The organism is Microbulbifer sp. ALW1, from assembly GCF_009903625.1.
In the GTDB taxonomy this organism is placed as follows: domain Bacteria; phylum Pseudomonadota; class Gammaproteobacteria; order Pseudomonadales; family Cellvibrionaceae; genus Microbulbifer.
This window is the reverse complement of the sequence record NZ_CP047569.1, coordinates 3590001-3610980: the sequence shown is the minus strand read 5'-3', so window position 1 is coordinate 3610980 and position 20980 is coordinate 3590001. Positions and strand designations below refer to the sequence as shown.

17 protein-coding genes (1 of these 17 running past the window's edge) are annotated in these 20980 nt (G+C 55.2%); 12 read left to right on the top strand and 5 right to left on the bottom strand.

What is annotated here, in order from left to right; translation table 11 throughout:
• The first annotated feature begins 40 nt into the window (after positions 1 to 40).
• From eno to rpoS, 9 genes are all read left to right on the top strand, one after another.
• Positions 41 to 1327 carry a phosphopyruvate hydratase gene (eno, locus tag GRX76_RS15005; protein WP_160154053.1) on the top strand — a complete coding sequence of 429 codons (1287 nt, stop codon included), beginning with the start codon at positions 41 to 43 and terminating at the stop codon, positions 1325 to 1327.
• Positions 1328 to 1558: 231 nt separating this feature from the next.
• Positions 1559 to 1861 (top strand): septum formation initiator family protein, encoded by a 303-nt coding sequence (locus GRX76_RS15000; protein WP_160154052.1) that lies wholly within the window; start codon positions 1559 to 1561, stop codon positions 1859 to 1861.
• Positions 1858 to 2634, top strand: coding sequence for a 2-C-methyl-D-erythritol 4-phosphate cytidylyltransferase (gene ispD / locus GRX76_RS14995; protein ID WP_160154051.1), 777 nt, complete (start codon positions 1858 to 1860; stop codon positions 2632 to 2634). Before GRX76_RS15000 ends, ispD begins: the two co-directional genes overlap by 4 nt.
• Entirely contained in the window at positions 2631 to 3116 is a 486-nt protein-coding gene (ispF, locus tag GRX76_RS14990) for a 2-C-methyl-D-erythritol 2,4-cyclodiphosphate synthase (RefSeq protein WP_160154050.1), read from the top strand. Before ispD ends, ispF begins: the two co-directional genes overlap by 4 nt.
• A complete protein-coding gene (truD, locus tag GRX76_RS14985; protein ID WP_236250390.1) occupies positions 3109 to 4113 on the top strand; it encodes a tRNA pseudouridine(13) synthase TruD in 1005 nt (334 codons plus the stop codon). Before ispF ends, truD begins: the two co-directional genes overlap by 8 nt.
• A gap of 159 nt (positions 4114 to 4272) precedes the next feature.
• Positions 4273 to 4944, top strand: a complete 672-nt coding sequence (locus GRX76_RS14980; protein ID WP_201276833.1) for a protein-L-isoaspartate(D-aspartate) O-methyltransferase — start codon at positions 4273 to 4275, stop codon at positions 4942 to 4944.
• The gene (locus GRX76_RS14975) at positions 4944 to 5900 is read left to right on the top strand and encodes a DUF368 domain-containing protein (RefSeq protein ID WP_160154048.1); all 957 of its coding nucleotides are present in this window, start codon (positions 4944 to 4946) and stop codon (positions 5898 to 5900) included. Before GRX76_RS14980 ends, GRX76_RS14975 begins: the two co-directional genes overlap by 1 nt.
• A 205-nt stretch (positions 5901 to 6105) precedes the next feature.
• Positions 6106 to 6939 carry a peptidoglycan DD-metalloendopeptidase family protein gene (locus tag GRX76_RS14970; protein ID WP_160154047.1) on the top strand — a complete coding sequence of 278 codons (834 nt, stop codon included), beginning with the start codon at positions 6106 to 6108 and terminating at the stop codon, positions 6937 to 6939.
• Positions 6940 to 7189: 250 nt separating this feature from the next.
• Complete coding sequence (gene rpoS / locus GRX76_RS14965; protein ID WP_160154046.1) at positions 7190 to 8260, top strand: RNA polymerase sigma factor RpoS; 1071 nt, start codon at positions 7190 to 7192, stop codon at positions 8258 to 8260.
• Positions 8261 to 8349: 89 nt separating this feature from the next.
• On the opposite strand, the gene GRX76_RS14960 is transcribed toward rpoS, so the two are convergent.
• From GRX76_RS14960 to GRX76_RS14950, 3 genes are all read right to left on the bottom strand, one after another.
• A complete protein-coding gene (locus GRX76_RS14960; protein ID WP_160154045.1) occupies positions 8350 to 8694 on the bottom strand; it encodes a YdbL family protein in 345 nt (114 codons plus the stop codon).
• 76 nt (positions 8695 to 8770) lie between these two features.
• A complete protein-coding gene (locus tag GRX76_RS14955; protein ID WP_236250389.1) occupies positions 8771 to 8983 on the bottom strand; it encodes a YnbE family lipoprotein in 213 nt (70 codons plus the stop codon).
• Positions 8984 to 9207: 224 nt separating this feature from the next.
• Positions 9208 to 12528 (bottom strand): YdbH domain-containing protein, encoded by a 3321-nt coding sequence (locus GRX76_RS14950; protein ID WP_160154044.1) that lies wholly within the window; start codon positions 12526 to 12528, stop codon positions 9208 to 9210.
• A 194-nt stretch (positions 12529 to 12722) separates the two neighbouring features.
• On the opposite strand from GRX76_RS14950, the gene ggt reads away from it, so the two are divergent.
• Positions 12723 to 14378, top strand: a complete 1656-nt coding sequence (gene ggt, locus GRX76_RS14945) for a gamma-glutamyltransferase (protein ID WP_160154043.1) — start codon at positions 12723 to 12725, stop codon at positions 14376 to 14378.
• Positions 14379 to 14487: 109 nt separating this feature from the next.
• Complete coding sequence (pepN, locus tag GRX76_RS14940; protein ID WP_160154042.1) at positions 14488 to 17136, top strand: aminopeptidase N; 2649 nt, start codon at positions 14488 to 14490, stop codon at positions 17134 to 17136.
• Between the two features lie 105 nt (positions 17137 to 17241).
• Here pepN and GRX76_RS14935 read toward each other — a convergent pair whose 3' ends face one another.
• Complete coding sequence (locus GRX76_RS14935) at positions 17242 to 17826, bottom strand: histidine phosphatase family protein (protein WP_160154041.1); 585 nt, start codon at positions 17824 to 17826, stop codon at positions 17242 to 17244.
• Between the two features lie 126 nt (positions 17827 to 17952).
• A complete protein-coding gene (locus tag GRX76_RS14930) occupies positions 17953 to 19509 on the bottom strand; it encodes a carboxylesterase/lipase family protein (RefSeq protein ID WP_236250650.1) in 1557 nt (518 codons plus the stop codon).
• A gap of 747 nt (positions 19510 to 20256) precedes the next feature.
• Between GRX76_RS14930 and GRX76_RS14925 the strand changes: the two genes are divergently transcribed.
• Positions 20257 to 20980: the 5' portion of an MFS transporter gene (locus GRX76_RS14925; RefSeq protein WP_160154039.1), read on the top strand. The gene runs 575 nt beyond the window's last position; the window shows 724 of its 1299 coding nt (coding positions 1-724); it begins with the start codon at positions 20257 to 20259; its stop codon lies off the right edge, out of view.

The window sequence follows — 20980 nt, the reverse complement described above, 5'->3', positions numbered from 1 at the left end:
AAATATTATTTCCTAATTTAACAAGGAGCCCGTTGTAGAAATGAGCAAGATTGTTGCTGTAAAAGCGTTTGAAGTTTTAGATTCCCGCGGTAACCCCACCGTTAATGCCGATGTCATCCTGGAATGCGGCGCGGTAGGTTCTGCCTGCGCACCCTCTGGCGCTTCCACCGGTTCCCGCGAAGCCCTCGAGCTGCGCGACGGCGACAAAAGCCGTTACCTGGGTAAAGGCGTACTGAAAGCGGTTGAAAACATCAACGGCGAAATCGCCAGTCTGCTGGTAGGCAAAGACGCTACCGATCAACGGGCACTCGACCAGGTCATGATCGACGCCGACGGCACCGAGAACAAATCCAAGCTGGGCGCCAACGCCATCCTGGCTGTCTCCCTCGCCGCCGCCAAAGCTGCCGCCATCTCCAAGGGCGTCCCCCTGTACCAGCACATTGCCGAAGTAAACGGCACCCCTGGCCAGTACACCCTGCCGGTACCGATGATGAACATCATCAATGGTGGTGAGCACGCCGACAACAACGTCGACATCCAGGAATTCATGATTCAGCCGGTGAAAGCCAAAACCTTCGCCGAAGCCCTGCGTCAGGGTGCTGAAATCTTCCACGCCCTGAAAAAAGTCCTGTCTTCCCAGGGCCTGAACACCGCCGTAGGTGACGAAGGTGGCTTCGCCCCCAACCTGCCGTCCAACGAAGGTGCCTTGAAGGTAATCGCTGAAGCTGTCGAAGCCGCCGGTTACAAACTGGGCGACGACATCACCCTCGCCCTGGACTGCGCCTCTTCCGAATTCTACAAAGACGGCAAGTACAACCTGTCTGGCGAAGGCAAAGAATTCGACAGCGAAGGCTTCGCGTCCTACCTGCAGGAACTGTCTGAAAACTACCCGATCATCTCCATCGAAGACGGCATGGACGAGAGCGACTGGGACGGCTGGAAAATTCTGACCGACAAAATCGGCAAGAAAGTACAGCTGGTCGGCGACGACCTGTTCGTCACCAACACCAAGATCCTGAAAGAAGGCATCGAAAAAGGCGTTGGCAACTCCATCCTGATCAAGTTCAACCAGATCGGCTCTTTGTCCGAAACCCTGGACGCGATCAAAATGGCCAAAGACGCCGGCTTTACCGCGGTTATCTCCCACCGCTCCGGTGAAACCGAAGACACCACCATCGCCGACCTGGCCGTTGCCACCGCTGCTGGCCAGATCAAAACCGGCTCCCTGTGCCGCTCCGACCGCGTAGCCAAGTACAACCGTCTGTTGCGTATCGAAGCCGAGCTGGAAGGCAAAGCGCCTTACCGTGGCATTGCTGAGTTCAAGTAAGAACTGAAGCCCGGTAAACTGGCTAGATCTTGCATCGAAGCTCGATTTTACGCGCTTTGATGCGAAGGCTTCGCCGCCGGAAGTTGTTTGCGAGACCGTCTGCGGCCAGGACGGCCGCAGCCGAGCCCCCATGGATGGGTTTACGGCGTGTCTCGCAAACAACTTCCGGCGGCGGAGCCGCCACAAGATCCGAAAACATCGGACCATTTTAGCCAGAAGAGAACGCAATAGATGAAATGGCTGCTGGCAATCCTCACCGTAATGCTGCTGGTCACCCAATACCGACTTTGGGTGGGCGAGGGCAGTTTTGCAGAAGTGACCCGACTGGAACGCCAACTCGGCGAACAGCAGCAGAAAAACGCCGCGCTTGAGCGTGAAAACCGCCAACTGCTGCGCGAAGTCCGAAGCCTCAAACGGGGCACCGACGGCGTAGAAGCCAAAGCCCGTTACGATCTCGGCCTTATCAAAGAAGGCGAAACCCTCTTTATTTTTCTCGACCCCGACAAAAAAGCACCATCGCGAGAAAAACAATGACCGCCACCGAATCCAGCGCCCCCGAAGTTATCGGGACGCCCTATTGGGTCATAGTACCCGCCGCCGGCTCTGGTAAACGCATGGGTGCCGATAAACCCAAGCAATACCTGCCACTCAACGGCAAACCCCTTATCGCCCACACACTGGAAAACATTCTTAGCTGGCCTGGTCTGGCCGGCATCATTGTCGCCATCGCTGCCGACGATCAGGAATTCCAGACCCTGACCCAGGCTCGCGATGCAAAAATCCAAATCGTCATCGGCGGCAAAGAGCGTGCAGACTCCGTACTCGCAGGCCTCGACCACCTGATCGGAAAGGTCCCGCCGGAAACCCCCATACTGGTGCACGACGCCGCGCGCCCCCTGGTAAGCGTCAGCGATATTCAAAAACTCCTCAACGCTGACCCCATAGCACTACTCGCCCAGCCCGCCAGCGACACCGTAAAACAGGCCGGGCAACAGACCGGGAAGCAGGGGAGCGGACTGGGCAAAGTATTGGTCTCCCAGACCCTGCCGCGAGAACAGATCTGGCTCGCCCAGACCCCACAAAAAGCGCCGCTGCAACTATTGCACGAGTGCCTGCGCCAGGGCCTCGCACAAACACCGCAGGCCATCACCGATGAAGCCAGCGCACTGGAACTGGCCGGGTATCAGCCGGAACTCGTTGCCGCTTGCCGCAGTAACTTTAAAGTCACTCACCCGGCGGATCTGATTCTCGCCGAGGCACTGCTGCGGCACTCTTTAGAGCAAATTCAAACAGGAACACCTTCATGAGTCTCAGAATCGGCCAGGGCATTGATGTTCACGCCTTCGGCCCCGGTGATCACGTCGTCCTCGGTGGCGTCACCATTCCCTACGAACAGGGGCTGGTCGCCCACTCCGATGGTGATGTACTCCTGCACGCGCTGGCCGATGCCTTGCTCGGCGCGCTGGCCCTCGGGGATATCGGCAAGCATTTTCCTGATACCGATGCTGCCTACGCCGGTGCCGACAGTCGCGCGCTGCTGCGCCACGTGATCGGGCTGATTCACGAATGCGGCTATCGCCTGGTCAACGCCGATACCACCCTGATTGCCCAGGCCCCGAAGATGGCCCCGCATATTGTCGCCATGCGTGAAAATATCGCTGCCGACTGCCAGGTAGCGGCCGATGCCATCAGCGTCAAAGCCACTACCAGCGAGAAACTCGGCTTCACTGGCCGCAAAGAAGGCATTGCCGCACAGGCGGTCGTATTACTGGAATCGCTCCGTGACTGAACCTGGTAAAGAAAGCCCAAACGAAAACTGGAATCTGGACTGGCCTCGGGCCCTCGGTGGCAGTGCCATTGCGGGCGACTTCCGCAGCGAGCCGGAAGATTTTGTCGTCGACGAACTGGCCGCTCCGCAGGCGGGGGAGGGGGAGCATGTCTATCTCCTGGTCCGTAAGCGCGGCGCCAACACCGGTTATGTGGCGCAGCAGCTGGCGCAACTGGCAGGCGTACAAAGCAACGACGTTGGGTACTACGGGCTCAAGGACCGCCACGCCGTGACCACCCAATGGTTCAGTGTATGGCTGGCGCAAAAGCCGGAACCGGATTGGGCGCAGATCCAGAATGATGAAGTACAGGTTCTTCAGCATTTTCGCGGGCCGCGCAAATTGCGCCGGGGCGAACATATTGGCAATCGCTTCCGGATTTGCCTGCGCAATGTCAGCGGTGACCGGGAAGCGGCCGAGCAGGTATTGCAGCAGATACCGCAGGGTGTACCCAACTACTTTGGTGAACAGCGTTTTGGCCACAGCGGCGGTAACCTGGATCTGGTAGAAAGGTTCGTTGCCGATGAAGCCGCGGGAAAACGCCGGAAAATTAACCGCAATCAAAAGGCATTCGCCATGTCGGCGGGGCGCAGCTGGCTGTTCAATCACGTGTTGGCAGCCCGGGTAGAACAGGGCAATTGGCAGCAGGTGCTTGAAGGGGAGCCCGAGACCGCGGCGACAGGCCCGCTCTGGGGCCGAGGGCGCAATCCGGCCACTGCCGCCCAATTGGCGCTCGAGGACGCGGCAATGACGCAGTGGAAGCCCTGGTGTGACTGGCTGGAGCACTGCGGTCTCAGCCAGGAGCGGCGCCCGCTGGTATTGGTACCTGAAGGCTTTCGCCACCAGTGGCAGGACGATCAACTTATTCTGGAATTTGCCCTGCCGCCGGGTGCGTTTGCCACCGCGGTAGTGCGGGAGCTTGCGGAGCTGGCCAATCTGTCGGCTCCCACAATAAAATAAACGACAACAAAAATGTGACCGGTGGCACAGTGGTGACCCCGGCCAGTCGTCGAAGGCGTCATCACCTTATTATTGGAACCATCTAGATGTTGGAGCTTTCTAGGGGTTGCTTGGGGAATGGGCAACGGCGCTTCGCTTGCAGGGAGACTGTGCGTTCTTATGGACCGATTTAGACACGAAGGCCTGGGCATGACCTCCCAGCGCACTCGCAATCGCCTGATTCAGCGGTTGCGAGACGAAGGTATCAGCAATGAAGAGGTGTTGGATGTTATGGCATCCACCCCTCGGCACCTGTTTCTGGACGAGGCCCTGGCGATTCGCGCCTACGAAGACACGGCGCTGCCCATCGGTTACGGTCAGACCATCTCCCAACCCTATATCGTGGCCCGCATGACCGAACTCCTGATGAGCCGGGCGCGCTCACGTGCACGCGTGCTGGAAGTGGGGGCGGGTTCCGGTTACCAGACCGCCATTCTTGCCCGCCTGGTCGACAAGCTCTATTCGGTAGAGCGGGTTGAGCCACTGTTGATCAAGGCCCGTCAGCGAATGCGCGAGCTGGGTATCTTCAATGTGGAAATGCGCCTCAGCAGCGGCGGTTTCGGGTGGCCGGAGCAGGGCCCCTATGATGCGATTCTGTGCGCCGCAGCCCCGGCCAGCATTCCCGATGAGTTACGCGAGCAACTGGCCCCGGGTGGGGTGCTGGTGATTCCGGTGGGCAGTGACCGTCAGTACCTGACCATCGTCACTCGCAGTGAAGACGGCAGTCGCTTTGATGTTGAAAAGGCTGAGCCAGTGCGCTTCGTGCCCTTGTTGAGTGGGGTAGTGCGCTGATGTCTCTGTTTCGAAGCCGCTACTGGGGTGTCGCGGCCCGGGGGTTGGCGATGGGCGCTGCTGATGTTGTGCCCGGTGTGTCCGGCGGCACTATTGCTTTTATCACCGGTATTTACCAAGAGTTGCTGGATTCCCTCAGCCGTATCGGCCCCCACACCCTGACCACCCTGCTGCGCGAGGGATTCGCGGCGGCCTGGCGGCAGGTGAACGGCAGCTTCCTGCTGGCGCTGTTTGCGGGCATCCTAGTCAGCATCTTCAGTCTCGCCAAATTGATCAGTTTCCTTTTGGCGAATTACCCCATTGTGGTTTGGAGTTTCTTTTTCGGGTTGATCCTAGCCTCGGTAGTGCCCATTGCCCGGCGGGTTCCGCAGTGGACCTGGCAATGCGGCCTGGCGGTAGTGCTGGGCATCGCGCTCGCTATTCTGGTGAGTGAAATGCGCCCCACCGAGATAACCGCCACGCCGACAACGCTCTTTGTGTCCGGTGCAGTGGCGATTTGCGCCATGATCCTGCCTGGAATCTCCGGTTCCTTTATTTTGCTGATGATCGGGATCTACCCCCAGGTGATTGCGGCTGTGCATCAGTTGCAGCTGGGTGCACTTGTATGGTTTGGCGCCGGCGCAGCCAGTGGTTTGTTACTGTTCAGTCGCCTGCTGTCCTGGTTGATGCACCGCTTTCCCTCAATAACTCTGTCGTTTCTGGTGGGAGTGTTGCTGGGTAGCCTGAAAATTGTTTGGCCCTGGAAATTACCTACGGACGCCATGGCAGGGGAACTGGCGAGCGGAAAGCTGGCACCGATGATGTCTAACGCGCTTCCGGCAGATTTCGCCGCGGTGGCTGGCCAGCCTTCCTATATCGTGGGTGCGACGCTGGCCGCGCTTTCCGCAGTGGCGCTGGTGCTGGCCATCGAGTGGTTGCACTGGCGCAATGTAGGAAAAGTCGTACAAGCGTCGTGACTGAAATCTGACATCCTGGTTGCCGCTGGATTACCGGGAATTTCCGGCTGACTTGCAGGTCTGTTACCAGGGATTTCCCCCGAAAATACGATTGGTCGTTTTCCGGGGAAAATGCCAATTTTTCTATCGCTTGCAAGTGCGAAAAAAGCAGTTTTCTTTAGACACTTTTTCCATAAATGCACCCCTTTGATGTAAAAAGAGAATAATGAAACGGCGTATTAATCGACACTCTGAAGGCTCTAAATCGGAAAGTTGGCCACGCAATGTGCGCCATTTGTCCCTTTTGGCGCATAAGGTTTTTGTCATTCTTACCCTGAGTGTCGGCGTCGTATCCTGTGCCAGCAATCTGGCGCCCACCTCATCTTTAAATCAACCGCCCAGTCAGAGAATCCAGCATCACACTGTCAGCAAAGGCGAGACGCTTTATTCGATCGCTTGGAGATATAGTAAGGATTTCAAAGACTTAGCGGCGATAAATCGCATTCCTTCGCCCTATCGTATTTTCCCTGGGCAACGTCTGCAGCTCACCGGGCGCGTACCTGTAGCGGTTAAAGCAGCGCCAAAGGTTGCGGCGAAGCAGCCGGTTAAAGTGACCAGAAAGCCTCCGCCTAAGGTAGTAAAACAGCCGGTCAAGGTGGCAAAAAAATCGTCAAATTCGGCCAGAAACAAATTTGACATAAATTGGCACTGGCCAGTGCGGGGCCGGGTGCTTGCCCGCTTCCAGCCCAACGACCCCCTGCGAAAGGGTGTTGATATCGCCGGGAAAAAGGGGGAATCTGTTCAGGCAGCAGCGGATGGCACAGTGATTTACGCCGGAAGCGCACTGAGAGGTTACGGCAAGCTTCTGATCATCAAGCACAGCGAGGAGTTCCTCAGTGCTTATGCCCACAACGACAAGTTACTTGTTGGCGAGGGTACGGCGGTCAAGGCGGGGCAACGGATAGCGGAACTGGGTTCAAGTGGTACCGACCGCGATATGCTCCACTTTGAAATTCGTCGGAATGGTCAGCCGGTAGACCCCATGGCCTACTTACCTTGATTTGCTCAGTGTTGGTTAGTCGGTGCGAGTATCTGCCTGTCTTTACGCTGTTGTGTAATAAAAATGGACTTTTATTGATAACCACTTGAGGTAGTCACCGGGATCGGCAGTAACTGCCCTGCAGTGACAAGACTCACCAACGGAGGTGAGTTGCCAGGAACGGAGGCTGTCGCGTCGACAGCGACCGGTTGTTCAGCGATCGCAAGCTTTAGATGCGGCTGATACAGGCAAAGTACAAGGAGTTGGGGAAATGGAAGCACAACGTCACGATCATCTGGAATTTGGCTCCAGAGCCGATCTTTCACCCGAACCGATGGATTGCGAAAAATCCACATCGGGATCCGAAACTAAAGCAAGCCGCTCTCGGAGTAAGGCTTCAAAAAAAAACTCTGAAACAATCTCGCAGAAAGCAAATACTCAAACAACAAAAACCTCCTCCCAGAAAACATCTGTTCGTAAATTAGATGATGCCCACGGGGCAAAGAACCTAGACGCCACTCAGTTATATCTCAACGAAATCGGTTTCTCTCCTCTGCTGACGGCAGAAGAAGAAGTTTACTATGCACGCAAGGCCCTACGAGGTGATGCGGCAGCGCGTAAGCGCATGATTGAAAGCAACCTGAGACTGGTTGTGAAAATCGCCCGCCGTTATGTCAGTCGTGGCCTGGCTTTGCTGGACCTGATTGAAGAGGGCAACCTCGGCCTTATCCGCGCCGTAGAAAAGTTTGACCCTGAGCGCGGTTTCCGTTTCTCCACCTATGCCACCTGGTGGATTCGCCAGACGATAGAACGTGCGATCATGAATCAGACGCGTACGATTCGCCTGCCCATTCACGTGGTGAAAGAACTCAACGTTTACCTGCGCGCTTCCCGCGAACTGGCACAGAAGCTGGATCATGAACCGTCAGCGGAAGAAATTGCCAATCTGCTGGAAAAGCCGGTTGAAGACGTTGAACGCATGCTGGGTCTTAACGAGCGTGTGACGTCGGTAGACACACCAATAGGCCCATCTTCTGAAAAGACGTTAGTCGATACTATTCCGGATCAACAGGAATCTGATCCGGCGGAATTGCTGCAAGACAAGGACTTGTTTGACAGCATCAACCGCTGGCTCGGCGAGCTTCCGGACAAGCAGTGTGAAGTGGTTTCCCGCCGCTTTGGCCTGCGCGGCTACGAAGCCAGTACACTGGAAGAAGTTGGCCGCGAAATCGGGCTTACCCGGGAGCGCGTGCGGCAAATCCAGGTAGACGCCCTGAAGCGTCTGCGTGAAGTGATGGAGAGTCAGGGACTGGATGGCATGTCTCTGTTTGCCAACCTGTAACGGTTACCAGGCAATCAGCGATTAATCATTTCCCTGATTAAACCCCGCAATCCAGATTTGGGTTGCGGGGTTTTTTAATGGCTGAATGATTATTTCTGCTTCCAGCGCCCCAAGTTGTCCTGGTAATACTCGCCCTTGGCGAGGCGCGCTTCCAGTTTCTCTGCGGCCCGTGCCGCCACCTGGCTGATATCAATATTGTTACGCTTGGCAATTGCTGCGTATTCCGCTTTGCGCTTGTTGTTAACCTCTGCAACAAGCTTTTCAATTTCCGGGGATCCGCTCTGTACTGGCGCGATATAGCCACTATTGGCTTCACCCACCAGCCCCTGGCTCTGTGCCTCTTTCAGGGTGATGGCACTGGCAGGGACGGCAAGGAAAAGGCTTAACGAAAACAGGCCAGCGATCAATTTTTTAAACGATGCTTTGGTTGGCATGGCATTGGGTTCCTTGGCAAATTCTGTATTGGTTCAACATTCTGATGGGGCATCAACGGGTTGATGATCCGGCAAATCAGAAGATTCCTTCTTTATCTTCGAACAGGTTATCCAGCTCTTTGTCCACCTTGACGCGGATTTCATGTTCGATTTTGACATTCAGATTGACGGTGATTGGCTCACTGGGGGCCTGTACCGCGACGGTTGGCGTGCAGGCGGACGTCACCGCTGCTCCCAATATCAGCGCGAGCACAATGCTCGAGCGCTTTTTGATGCCTGTTGGATTCACTGAATACTCCTGTGTTTCTCAGCCTTTAGGGTCTGCTATGGCCGGGTAAATACCACTCCTGGACGGCAGCCTGGGGAGAGTTGATGGTTACTATAGATGGTGCAAAATTAACCGCGACTGAACGCCAGCCATAATGGTCTAATTCTGCGTATATCGCTCGATTTCATATTGTTGTTGGTTGTTCGTGTGGTTCCACCAGTTTCTGTTCACTCCTGTCCGCTTATCTATTGTACCTGCTGCTCCAGCACATCCGTAAGGTCGCGGCTGGCTTGCAGGGAGCGCAACATGGTCGGGATGTTGTTTTCCAGATTGAGGTTGATGATCAGATCCCGGTTGGCATCAATGGCGGCACTGCGTCCGGTCAATTTGAGATTGAGTGTCAGGTCGCCGCTCAAGGGATAGGTGATGGTGCCACGAATGTCCTGATAGTTGTAATCCTCCAGGGCGCCCGCCAGCAGTTTCAGCTGGGGGTTACTGCCCAGCATGCTGGGGGAAAATGCGCCGTAATACCGCAGCCGCCCACCGGGCGCCCGGGATTGTAGAGTACCGTTTTCAACGGTGATGCCCAGGGCATCGGCAGTGATGGGAATGGTGGCGTCCAGAAGCCCGCTGGCGGCAAAGTTCTGGGACTCCATTTCTTTCGCCAGTGCACCCATCGAAATACCCGTGAACTGCAGGAGCGATTGCCGCTCCTCACCTTTTAGGCTCCAGGTCAGCGCATCGGAGGTCAGCACGCCGTCCAGAAGCTCGGCGGCAAAGCGCTGGAGTGTTACATCCCCAGAGTTGGCAGCGGAAAGGGAAAAATGCAGGTTTTCGATCGCGACACCCGCGTCGACTTTCTGTATCGATACCGGTGCTGGTGTGGGGGTTACCCAGTTGCCGGATTGCTGTAGCAAGGTGGTCGACAGGTTGATGCCGACCGCGACCGTATCCCCGTACTGGATCGCGGCGTTCTCCATCGACAGGGTTACCTGATCCCGGTCTGATTGCGGCCAGTGTACCTTTGCATCGGCGCTCAATGTGCCGTCGACGATATCCGCGGGCAATCCCTGGATAGCGTGGCTTAGTGGGCTGACCGGCGTGAATGTGGCCTGTGGCAGGTTCAAGTGACTGCTGCCCTGGCCGGTCTTCAGATTGTGCTTCCAACTGGTCTCGATACTCAGCGGGCCACTGGTAACCTGTCCGTTGCCGGTGACGAGATCATTGCTTAGCCTGAGTTGCCCTTTTGAAGCGAAGGTAGTTTTGTACTGCCCGAGTGCCGTCACGTTGAGCGAGTCGGTGTGAAACTTGGCGGCAGCACTGATTGATGGTGTTCCCTCGCTCACCTGCTTATCGCGTTTGCCCTCAGGTGTTGCACTATTTGTCTGTGGGAGTTGCTTCAGAGACTGTTTCTCCCCAGATTTTTTCTCCCAGGGTTTTTTCTCCCAGGGTTTTTTCTCAATAGTGAGCTCCTCAAGGAACAGTACACCGCTGAGTTGATTATCCACTAGCGTCAGGGGCGCCAGGCTGAGCGCCAGCTGCGGGCTGTTACAGCGAAGGGTGTCCGGTTCCATGTCACAGCCAGCCCTTTCCGCGAACACTTCTGGCGAGTCGATGGTTACAGCACCGGACTTCAGCTGGTCGGCGGTAATGTTCAAAGCCTGGAATACCAGGCGCGTTTGGGTGTTTTCTGATGGTCTGTCCAAGGTCAGTGAGGACTCTACGCTCAGGTCTTTCAATGACATGGCGGCATCCTCCACGGCTAGTGCCGGAAGTTCTGCCTTCAATTGCAGCTGGCAGTGCAGACCCGGTAAACTGGAGCATTGCACGGCTTGCAGTCGGCCGTTCAATGAGGGGCTATCGGAAGAAAGTGGTTCTGAGCCGGCGCCCGCGGTTGACGCAATTTGCAGGTCGGCTGCTTTCAGTGTGACGCTGCCGGGCAACGCCGCAGCTGAAATTTCAATACCACTCTCGGTGGAAAGGCGAGTGTGGATGCGTTGCCATTGCGCGAACGCCAGTGGGTTGTTTTTTTCCGGTAGCGTGACAGTGAGCTCGGTACTTTGACCTTGCGCGGGGTGGATTGTCGCGGAAAAATCGTGAATTAGACCGTTTTTTATCCGGTTGGAAATCTCCTCGACTTTTGGCAATGAGAAGCGGCCCGTAATGCGATGGAGGCCACTGAGTTGACCTATACGATAGGGAGAGAGCACTTTTTGCCATTTCGGACTGCGAAGCAAATCGTTTGCCTGGGCCAGGTCGTACTCTCCATTAAATTCCACCAGGGGTATCTGTTCTTCAGTAGCCAGGGCGATATCGCTTTTCAATATTGTCGCCGGCCTTGATACATTGACGGCATTCGAGCCCGGGTTGGAGACCGCAACGGAGAATTCGCCGGCCAGTGATTCCACCTGAAATGGCGCCAGTGAAGGTACCTTTGCCGCGAGCGGTCGGATTGAATTTACCGAAATGGCCAGGGGGATTCCCCCGATCGTTTCCGGCAATTCTACGTGCAAAGCATCGGCGCCAAGCTCCAGTGTGATGTCTTTAAGGCCATTCAGCCGCTCAATCTGATCGGGCAATTCGCTCAGGGTTCTGGCATTCAGCGTTCCCGACAACGCTGTTCCCTCGGTCAAGGGTGAGGTGGGCATTGAAATAGCGGCCGCATTGAGTAAATTGAGCAAGGGTTGCGCAGCGGCTTCCAGTTTGGCTTCGGCATCCCAAACCACGGTGTTTTGGGGCACTGCATTCTGCCGCCGGGTGAGCGCGGCAGAGAGCTCGGCTACGGGGATATTCTGGTGGAAGAGTTGCAGCTGACTATTGGCCCTGGATATCTGGTTTACGAGTGACCAGGAAATACGGCACTCGCTACAGCGGCTACTGGTCAATTCCGCAGAAATCAGTTGGCGGCCAGTAGCATTCGCGGTTTTATCCTGAGCGGTTTCGGTCCGGAAGGTCGCCACTAGAGAAAGAGGCGTATCGATATGGTTGAGCCAGATGAGTCGATGGATAAGCAACTTCTGCAAAGGTAAGCCATACAGGGTGGCGAGCCCACGGCTGATACTGACTTGTTCCGGCCCTTTATCCCGAGCGGATGCATTGCTGGAAGAGGGACTTGATACTGTAGGCGATAAACGTCCGCTGGCGGTATCGGAAGCGCTTGACGTAGAGGGTTGATTACCCGGTTTGGCCAACGCCGTAGCTTCCGCGGCGATTTCCACGCGCCCGAGGGTCAGCACAGCACGATTTACCTTGTCGCCATTCTGGTCGGCGCTCGACCTGAAAAGGGACATGAGCTTATCGAGACGCAACTCCTGTACGCGGACGGTCAGCCGGTTTTCATTGACCAGTTCGAGTGCCTGTATCGATAGTCCCAGCCCCGGTTCTGTGCGAGAAATAGTCAAACCGTTGATCCGGCGCACTTCTATGCCATCCAGAAACTGATTGGCGAGTGGCGGGATCCAGTGATGCCGCGAAAGCCAGCCGGTGGTCCCCAGCAGCAGGAGTAGGAGCAGGGTGCTAGCTACTATCTTGAGAGTACGCTTGAGGGCGCGCGGGAAAGGGGGCACAGAAACCTCGGTTGACCGACTTGAGTATCGGGTACTAAATGTAGAGACTTGCTCTGAGAATAACGATTGAGGCAGAAATTGTGAAATTCGTGATGACACTTTTGAAATCTGGTCTTGCCCGGGGCCGTGCGACCGCCGTATCGGCCTTACTCGGCACTTGTTTGCTCGGGATAGGGTTGCTCGGGATTGGGTTGATGGCCGCCAGTGTTCACGCTTATGACCGCGTCAACGGTGAAGGGTTCGCCAGTCGCTCGCCGGTACTGGCGACGGAAGGCATGGCCGCAACCAGCCAACCATTGGCTACTCAAGTGGCACTGGATATCCTCAAGCAGGGTGGGTCTGCAGTCGATGCCGCAATTGCAGCGAATGCGGTACAGGGGCTGATGGAACCCACGGGCAACGGTATTGGCGGCGACTTGTTTGCCATTGTCTGGAGTGCCAAAGACAAAAAACTGCACGGTTTGAACGCCAGTGGCCGTTCGCCAAAATCTCTCCCTTTCCGCTACTTTGCGGACAACAACCTCGACAAGATTCCCTCCCATGGCCCTCTGCCGGTTTCGGTGCCAGGTGCGGTGGATGGCTGGTTTGAGTTACATGAAAAGTTCGGCAAGCTGCCGATGAAGGATATTCTGGCGCCGGCAATCGCTTACGCCAATAACGGTTTTCCCGTCACCCAACTGGTGGCCTACTACTGGAACCGCTCGGTACCGTTGCTGGAAAAGTACCCCGGTTTTCGGGAAACCTATATGCCCGGCGGAAAAGCGCCCCAGGAGGGCGAACTTTTCCGCAATGAGCGCCTCGCCAACACGCTGCAGAAAATTGCTGACGGCGGTCGCGATGCCTTTTACAAAGGTGACATAGCGCAAGAGATTGGCCGATACATGAAAGCCAACGGCGGCTTTCTTTCCTATGAGGATTTGGCCAGTCATCAATCAGATTGGGTAGATCCGGTCTCCACCAATTACCGCGGCTACGATGTGTGGGAGCTGCCACCCAACGGCCAGGGCATTGCCGCGCTGCAAATCCTGAACATTCTGGAAGGTTACGATCTGGCAAAGCTCGGTCGTGAAAGCCCGGAATATGTGCACCTGTTTACCGAAGCAAAAAAACTCGCATTCGAAGATCGCGCCAAGTACTACGCGGACCCGGCGTTTAATAAGCTGCCGGTTCAGGAGCTGATTTCCAAGGGCTATGCCGAAAAACGCCGCAAACTGATCAACCCGGAGCGCGCGGCCAAGCGTTACGATGCGGGCACGGTAGCATTGCGCCATGGGGACACCATTTATCTCACCACCGCCGACAAAGACGGCAATATGGTCTCGCTGATTCAGAGCAACTACCGCGGTATGGGTTCCGGAATGACACCGGGAGACCTGGGTTTTATTCTGCAGGACCGCGGCGAAATGTTCAGTCTGACAGAGGGGCATTTCAACCAGTACCAGCCTGGTAAGCGTCCTTTTCACACCATTATCCCGGCGTTTGTGACCAAAGATGGTAAACCCTGGATGAGCTTTGGTGTTATGGGCGGCGCTACTCAGCCGCAAATGCATGCCCAAATCGTCATCAATATGGTGGACTTCGGGCTCAATGTGCAGGAAGCGGGCGATGCGCCCAGAATTTTGCACAGTGGCTCAAGCCAGCCTACGGATGAATTGATGGAAGACGGCGGATACCTGAGCCTTGAAGATGGCTTCCCGATGGAAACCCGGCGCACGCTGGTCCAGATGGGGCACCAGATTCGCTTCGAGAGCGGGCCCTACGGCGGCTACCAGGCGATTATGAAAGCGGATAATGGCGTATACCACGGCGCCAGCGAAAGCCGCAAAGACGGGAACGCGGCGGGGTACTAACTCCTATTTTCCGGCCCATGACCAAGCCCGGTTTGAGTGCTTTTTGCCGCTCGCCGGGTGAAATAGGGCAGCCCGCAGGCTGCCCCGACGTTAAAAGAGATTGCATTGAATGAAAGACACCCAGGCGCGCACGATTTTCCTGAAAGACTATCAGGTTCCCGAGTACCTGATTGATAGCACGGACCTGACATTTGACCTGGATCCGCATGCGACCCTGGTGAAATCCAAATTGCGCGTAAGGCGAAACCCGGCGGCGGAGGTGAAAGAGTCGGATGCGTTGCCGGCACTGTGGCTGGATGGCGTGGATCTGGATTTACTCTCGATCGCCGTAAATGGCGAGTTACTACCGGCTCAGCGGTATCAAGAGAAACCGGGTGGCTTGTTACTGCAGGTCGATCAAGCGGAATTTGAGCTGGAGGTGCAGACCCGGATTGCCCCCGAAGCCAATACCTCCCTCGAGGGGCTTTACCTTTCCAATGGTATGTACTGCACCCAATGTGAGGCAGAGGGATTTCGCAAAATAACGTTTTACCCGGATCGCCCGGATATCATGTCGGTATTTACCACTACGATCATCGCGCCGGCAAAATATCCAGTGTTGCTGTCCAATGGTAATAAAGTGGACAGTGGCTCCACCGAAGATGGTCGCTTGCGGGTGACCTGGGAAGACCCCTTTGCCAAACCCTCCTACTTGTTTGCACTGGTTGGCGGCGATCTCCAGTATGTGGAGGACAGTTTTACCACCGCCAGTGGGCGTACCATAAAGCTGCAACTGTTTACTGAAGCCCGCAACATCGGCAAGTGTGAACACGCGATGATCTCCCTCAAGCACTCCATGGCCTGGGACGAAAAAGTCTATGGACGGGAGTACGACCTGGATATTTTCATGATTGTCGCCGTGGACCATTTCAATATGGGCGCCATGGAAAACAAAGGGCTGAACATTTTTAACTCCGCCTGTGTACTGGCGAGCCCTGAAACGGCCACCGATGCTGCTTTCCAGCGTATTGAATCTATTGTGGCCCATGAGTATTTCCACAATTGGTCTGGTAACCGGGTGACCTGTCGTGACTGGTTCCAGCTCAGCCTGAAAGAGGGCTTTACCGTATTCCGCGACGCTGAATTTTCGGCAGATATGAACTCGCGTGCGGTAAAACGTATTGAAGACGTAACCCTGCTGCGCACCGCACAGTTTGCCGAAGACGCTGGGCCCATGTCGCACCCGGTGCGCCCGGATTCCTATATGGAAATCTCCAATTTCTACACTCTGACTATTTATGAAAAGGGTGCAGAAGTGGTGCGCATGATTCACACCATTCTCGGCCCCGAGGCATTTCGCAAGGGAAGTGACCTGTATTTCGAACGGCACGATGGTTGCGCGGTGACCTGCGAGGATTTTGTAGTGGCCATGGAAGATGCCAATGGTGCAGATCTGACGCAGTTCCGCCGCTGGTACAGCCAGGCGGGAACGCCGGTATTGGATGTGACGGATAGCTATGATCCGGCTACGTCAGAATACACTCTCACCATTCGTCAGCACACACCAGATACCCCCGGGCAGAAAGACAAACTGCCGCTCCACATTCCCGTAGCCATCGGTTTGCTGGGAGCGAATGGGGAATCACTCGCCGTCGACGATTTCGGTATGACGGATGTAGTGCTGCATCTCACTGAGGCGGAGCAGAGTTTTACGTTTTCCAACATTGGAGAGCGGCCTCTGCCGTCATTGCTTCGCGGATTTTCTGCACCGGTAAAAGTGCGCTATGGCTATTCCAGTGAACAGCTGCAATTCCTGATGCAGCACGATAGTGATCCATTCAACCGTTGGGATGCCTGCCAACGCCTGGCTCTGAATACCTTGCAGGCGCTGCAACAACAATTCCGTGCGGGCGCAACCTTGGAGGTACCCCGGGCACTGATAGATGGTTATGCGGCGCTTCTGGAGAACACGGAACTGGACCCGGCGCTGGTGGCCAAAATGCTGGCACTGCCCAGTGCTCAGGAACTGGCAGAGCAAGATGGGGAAGTGGATGCCGGGGCAATCGTTGCGGCGCGAGATTTTGTATGGTCGGCCATAGCCCGCGCGCTAAAACCCCGCTTTTTCAAGCGATTCCAGCAATTGGATCTTCACAAACCCTATAGCCCTACGGCTGGTGACATTGCCGAACGCAGCCTGAAGAACACCTGCCTGGCTTACCTGTGTATGACCCGGGATGACGATGCGCTGCAACTCGCGCGAGCACAGTTTGAGCGTAATGAAAACATGACGGATAGTGCTGCGGCACTGGCCGCACTGGTTGAGTACGGTACTGAGCCTGAGGCAGATACGGTTCTGCAGTCATTCTATGAGAAGTGGCAGCAGGATACCCAGGTCGTTGAAACCTGGCTGGGCTTGCAAAGTAGTAGCGCCGGTTACGGTTCTCTTGAGCGCGTCCGCCAGTTGATGGAACACCGCGCATTTGAAATGACCAACCCGAACAAGGTGCGCGCCGTTATTGGTGGTTTTGCCATGCGCAACTTTGCCCAGTTCCACAAAGAGGACGGCAGTGGTTTTGAGTTTCTGGCGGAACAGGTGATTGCACTGGATAAACTCAATCCACAGATTTCAGCCCGCTTGGTTACCCCTCTGACGCGCTGGAAGAAATACCGTACACAAGATTCCGTGCTGATGCATGCGGCGCTGCAGAAAATATCGGACAGTGGTGAATTGTCCAGAGATCTTTATGAAGTTGTCAGCAAGAGCCTGGAGGATAGTTGACGGGTAAGTAGCAGTTACCGTGCAGAGCCTACGTGTAGATGCTAAAAGGGGCCCAATATTGGGCCCCCTTTTTTTGTTTGGATTGTCCGGTAATCCTAGCGGTGACTATTGAATCAGGTTGTCGATCGCCTTTTGCTGCCCGAGTTCTTCCACCGTTAATTTTCCCTGTTGCAGGTTCAGGCGTGTCTGCGAGGTGTAGTCCGGGTGGAACTGCACCACATTCAGATCATTGCGAATATGCGCTACAACGGAATTAATGACCATGAAATGGCAGAATATGAGCGTGGTGTGGTATTCGCTACCCGGTTCTTCCAGCTGCAGCAAATAATCGATCATTTCACGACGCCACAGGCGTTGTGTATTCGTCAGTTGGTCCCATTGCTGGTTGAGTAGTGCTCGAATCCAGTCGAGGCGCGCTGCCAGTGGCAGTCCCTCCGGGGAGGGGATCTCAATGGATCGCGGCTCTTGTTCGATTTCCTTGTTCCAGCGGGTAGCGACCGGCATGGCGGTCTGTAGAGCTCTCGATTTGGGGCTACTGATCAGGCGAACACCTCGACCGTTAGGGAATTGTTGCTGCAGGTGCTCGGCGAGTTCTTTGGCCTGCTGTTGCCCAAGATTGGTCAATCCCGGATCAGCGTGATTCGGTGACTTGGCGGCTTCTCCGTGACGGATAAGAATGATCTGATGCAATGAACTGGGTTCCTGTTATCCGGTGTCTGATCCAATCATTTTAACCTCAGCGCAATCGGGATTGAAAATAACGGTGCTTGAAATTGATATAACTGCAGCAGTTTTATCAGTATCCAGTCTGGCTACTTATAGGAACCCACGCAGTTGTTTGTCATCCAGTATTTCCCAGAGTGCATGTAATGCATCGGCATCCAGTGTTCTGTTTTCCTGGCTGCCAAAGTATCGACTGTGCCCTTGCTCGAACCCGGGCCAATCGTCCCCCGGACTGCCGCTTTCTGCAAAACTGAGCCAGGCGTTGCGCATAGATTCACTGAGTAGGTGTGGTTCTGTCTCGCCACCGTAAAGGTGCTGAAGGGATTGATCACTGTGAGTACCAAAGACATACCCCAGTTCTGATGCGTGACAGGCGCCAAGCAGTGGTTGGGCACTCAGCGGCTGGGCAAAATGGTAGTGAAAGCGTTTGCCACTGTGGGCACGCAGTAATCGCAAGCCGGGTACAGTGAACACCATGTCTGTCAGCATGAGGTTCCAGGCCCGGCTCCACATAGGCCACGGGTTATCTGGGATGGCCTCTGCGCGCAATCGATAGTGCTCCAGTAGGCTGCTGACGATGTGATCCGGGAGCAATCTTCCCAGTTGTCCCCGAATTTGTTGATCGTTGATGGTATAGCTTTCGGGGCGTGCGGCACTGAACAGGTTCCATTCATCACAATTACTTCCCACCATCATGGCAACTTTGTTGCCGATACCACGGCGCAATGCTTCTACCGGACGGTGTTTTATGAGCGCACCATCTAGCACTGGTTTGAACGGGAGTTGACCCCAGTGCTGGTCAGTTGCCGGGTCGTTAACCAGCGCCGCCTGTGTTTGCAGAATTTCCTCGGTGCTGGGCATCTGTTGCAGAGACTTGCCATTGCGCAATATTTCCAGCCGTTCACAGAACTTTTCTGCCAGTTGTGCGGCCTTTGTTTTGGAGTGGAACACGCTCGGGTTACCACTTTGTACTATGGCCTTGTGGAACAGTTGCCCGGCCAGTGATGACCCGGAGTCATCCCGGGCTCCAAATAAGCTGGCGATAGACATGGCGCCCGCAGACTCTCCGAACAGGGTTACATTTTCCGGGTCGCCCCCGAATGCTGCGATGTTTTCCTGTACCCAGTGCAGCGCTGTAATCTGGTCCTGTAAGCCCTCGTTACCGGTGGCCGGAATATCGCAAATGTCCTTTAGTCGCAAGAAGCCCAAGGCGCCCAGACGGTAGTTCAGTGTTACTACAATTGCCCGGCCACTTGCCGCCAGGTATCTGCCGTCATACAGGGCCTGGCAGCCAGAACCCATATAAAAGGACCCGCCATGTATCCACACCATGACCGGCAGCGCAGCCTGCGCATCCGCTGCCGGCTTGTAAAAGGTCGGGGTATAGATATTCAGGTACAGGCAGTCTTCGTTTTCGGGCATTTCCCCATCGGGTCCGCGGATCTCAAATAAAGGAGAGGGGTTCTGTGGCGCCGGCATACCAAATCTGGTGGCCTGGTATATCCCGGTCCAGGGGGCAATTGGCTGCGGCGGGTGCCAGCGCAATTCGCCGGTAGGTGGAGTGGCGTAGGGTATGCCTAAAAATTGCCGCACCGTCCCCTGATCGTCAAGCTTGCCTGCTACGGCACCACAGGGAGCTTCGACGAGCAATGACTCTTGGGCAGACGCCCGTCCAGCGGTGGCGTGACGATGCGGACGAGCTTTAGGGTTCTTGCCGGGCACAGATAACTTCCTTTGCGGTAAAAACTTTCCAATCCATTTTTCGATAGTTGGCGCACCGTGAATCAGGCGAGGCTGTGACTGGCAGCCCATGACTGTTTCTCGATGATTGAATTGAGTATAGAAGCTGTCATATTCGACGGTTTTCGTTAAGCCATTACGACATGACGAAAAGGTTACCGAGTTAAAAAATACGATATTTCTTGTGTTTTCGGTTGCATCAAGATTGAAGTCGGATATTATCTAACGTTCGAAAGTCAAGTAGTCCTGAATCGGCGAATTGCACGCAAGTCGCTCGCCGCCGATCGAAATTAAAAACCAGAGATACCAAAGAAGCCGTTCGCACATGAAACTCCTGAAGAACCTGACCACCAAGGCCATCTGGCAGAATCATTCTGATTCCATGCCTGTCTGCGTGGCTATTGGTATGGCGGTTTATTTGAAGGCAGTTTGTTGGCAAGCGGTTTGCTGGAACGCATCTGGCCTGCGAGTTTCTCTATCTAAACATACCGCTGCTACCACTCTGACTTCTGTCATTGTCGTTCGAGTACGTAGCATGATTACCTGACAGTTTGCTTTGAATAGGTGCTGGAGGGTTTTCGCAAGACCCTTCAGGAAAAAACCCGGAGGGCCTTGGCCTCCGGGTTTTTTTTTGCCGTTAATTAGGAGAAACCGGCGATGGACAGGCAATGGTGGCAATCACTGTATGGCTTACCGCCACTGATATGGATCGTTTTAATCGGGAGTTTTTTGGGGCGCGGAACCTATTTTATGGTTTGGCCTTTCCTTGCGATTTTACTCTATGAAAAATTTGCGTTGGGTCCGGCGACAATTGGGCTGATCCTGAGCCTCTCTGCCGTGGTGGCTGCGGTACTTGGGTTTTACGTGGGAACCCTGTCCGACCGCTTTGGTCGGCGAAACATTCTGGTGCTGGGTACGGCGATCAATACCCTGGCATTTGCGTACCTGGCTATGGCAGAGACCTTGGCGGCCTTTATCGTCTCAATCACCTTTTGTGCCATTGGTCGATCCATATGGGAGCCGCCAGCCAGTGCCCTGTTTGGCGATCTGATCCGGGATAAATCTACTCGGGAACTGGCGCTGCAATTTCGCTATTTTCTGATTAATGTTGGAGCGGCGCTGGGTCCCATCGTGGGTGTCTGGGCAGGAATCAGCGCGCAACAATCAACCTTCGGGTTGACGGCTGCCAGCTATTTTTTACTGTGTATTGCATTTATTTTGGCATTCCGGTTTTCGCAGGCGGGTAGGGCGTCATTAGCACGAGGCTCTTCGGTGACGAGCTTCCGAAGTACCCTGGAGGTATTGGCGCGCGACAAAGTATTTCTGGTTGTGATTTTCGCCAATATATTGACGTTGTTTATCTATGCGCACATGGATTCCA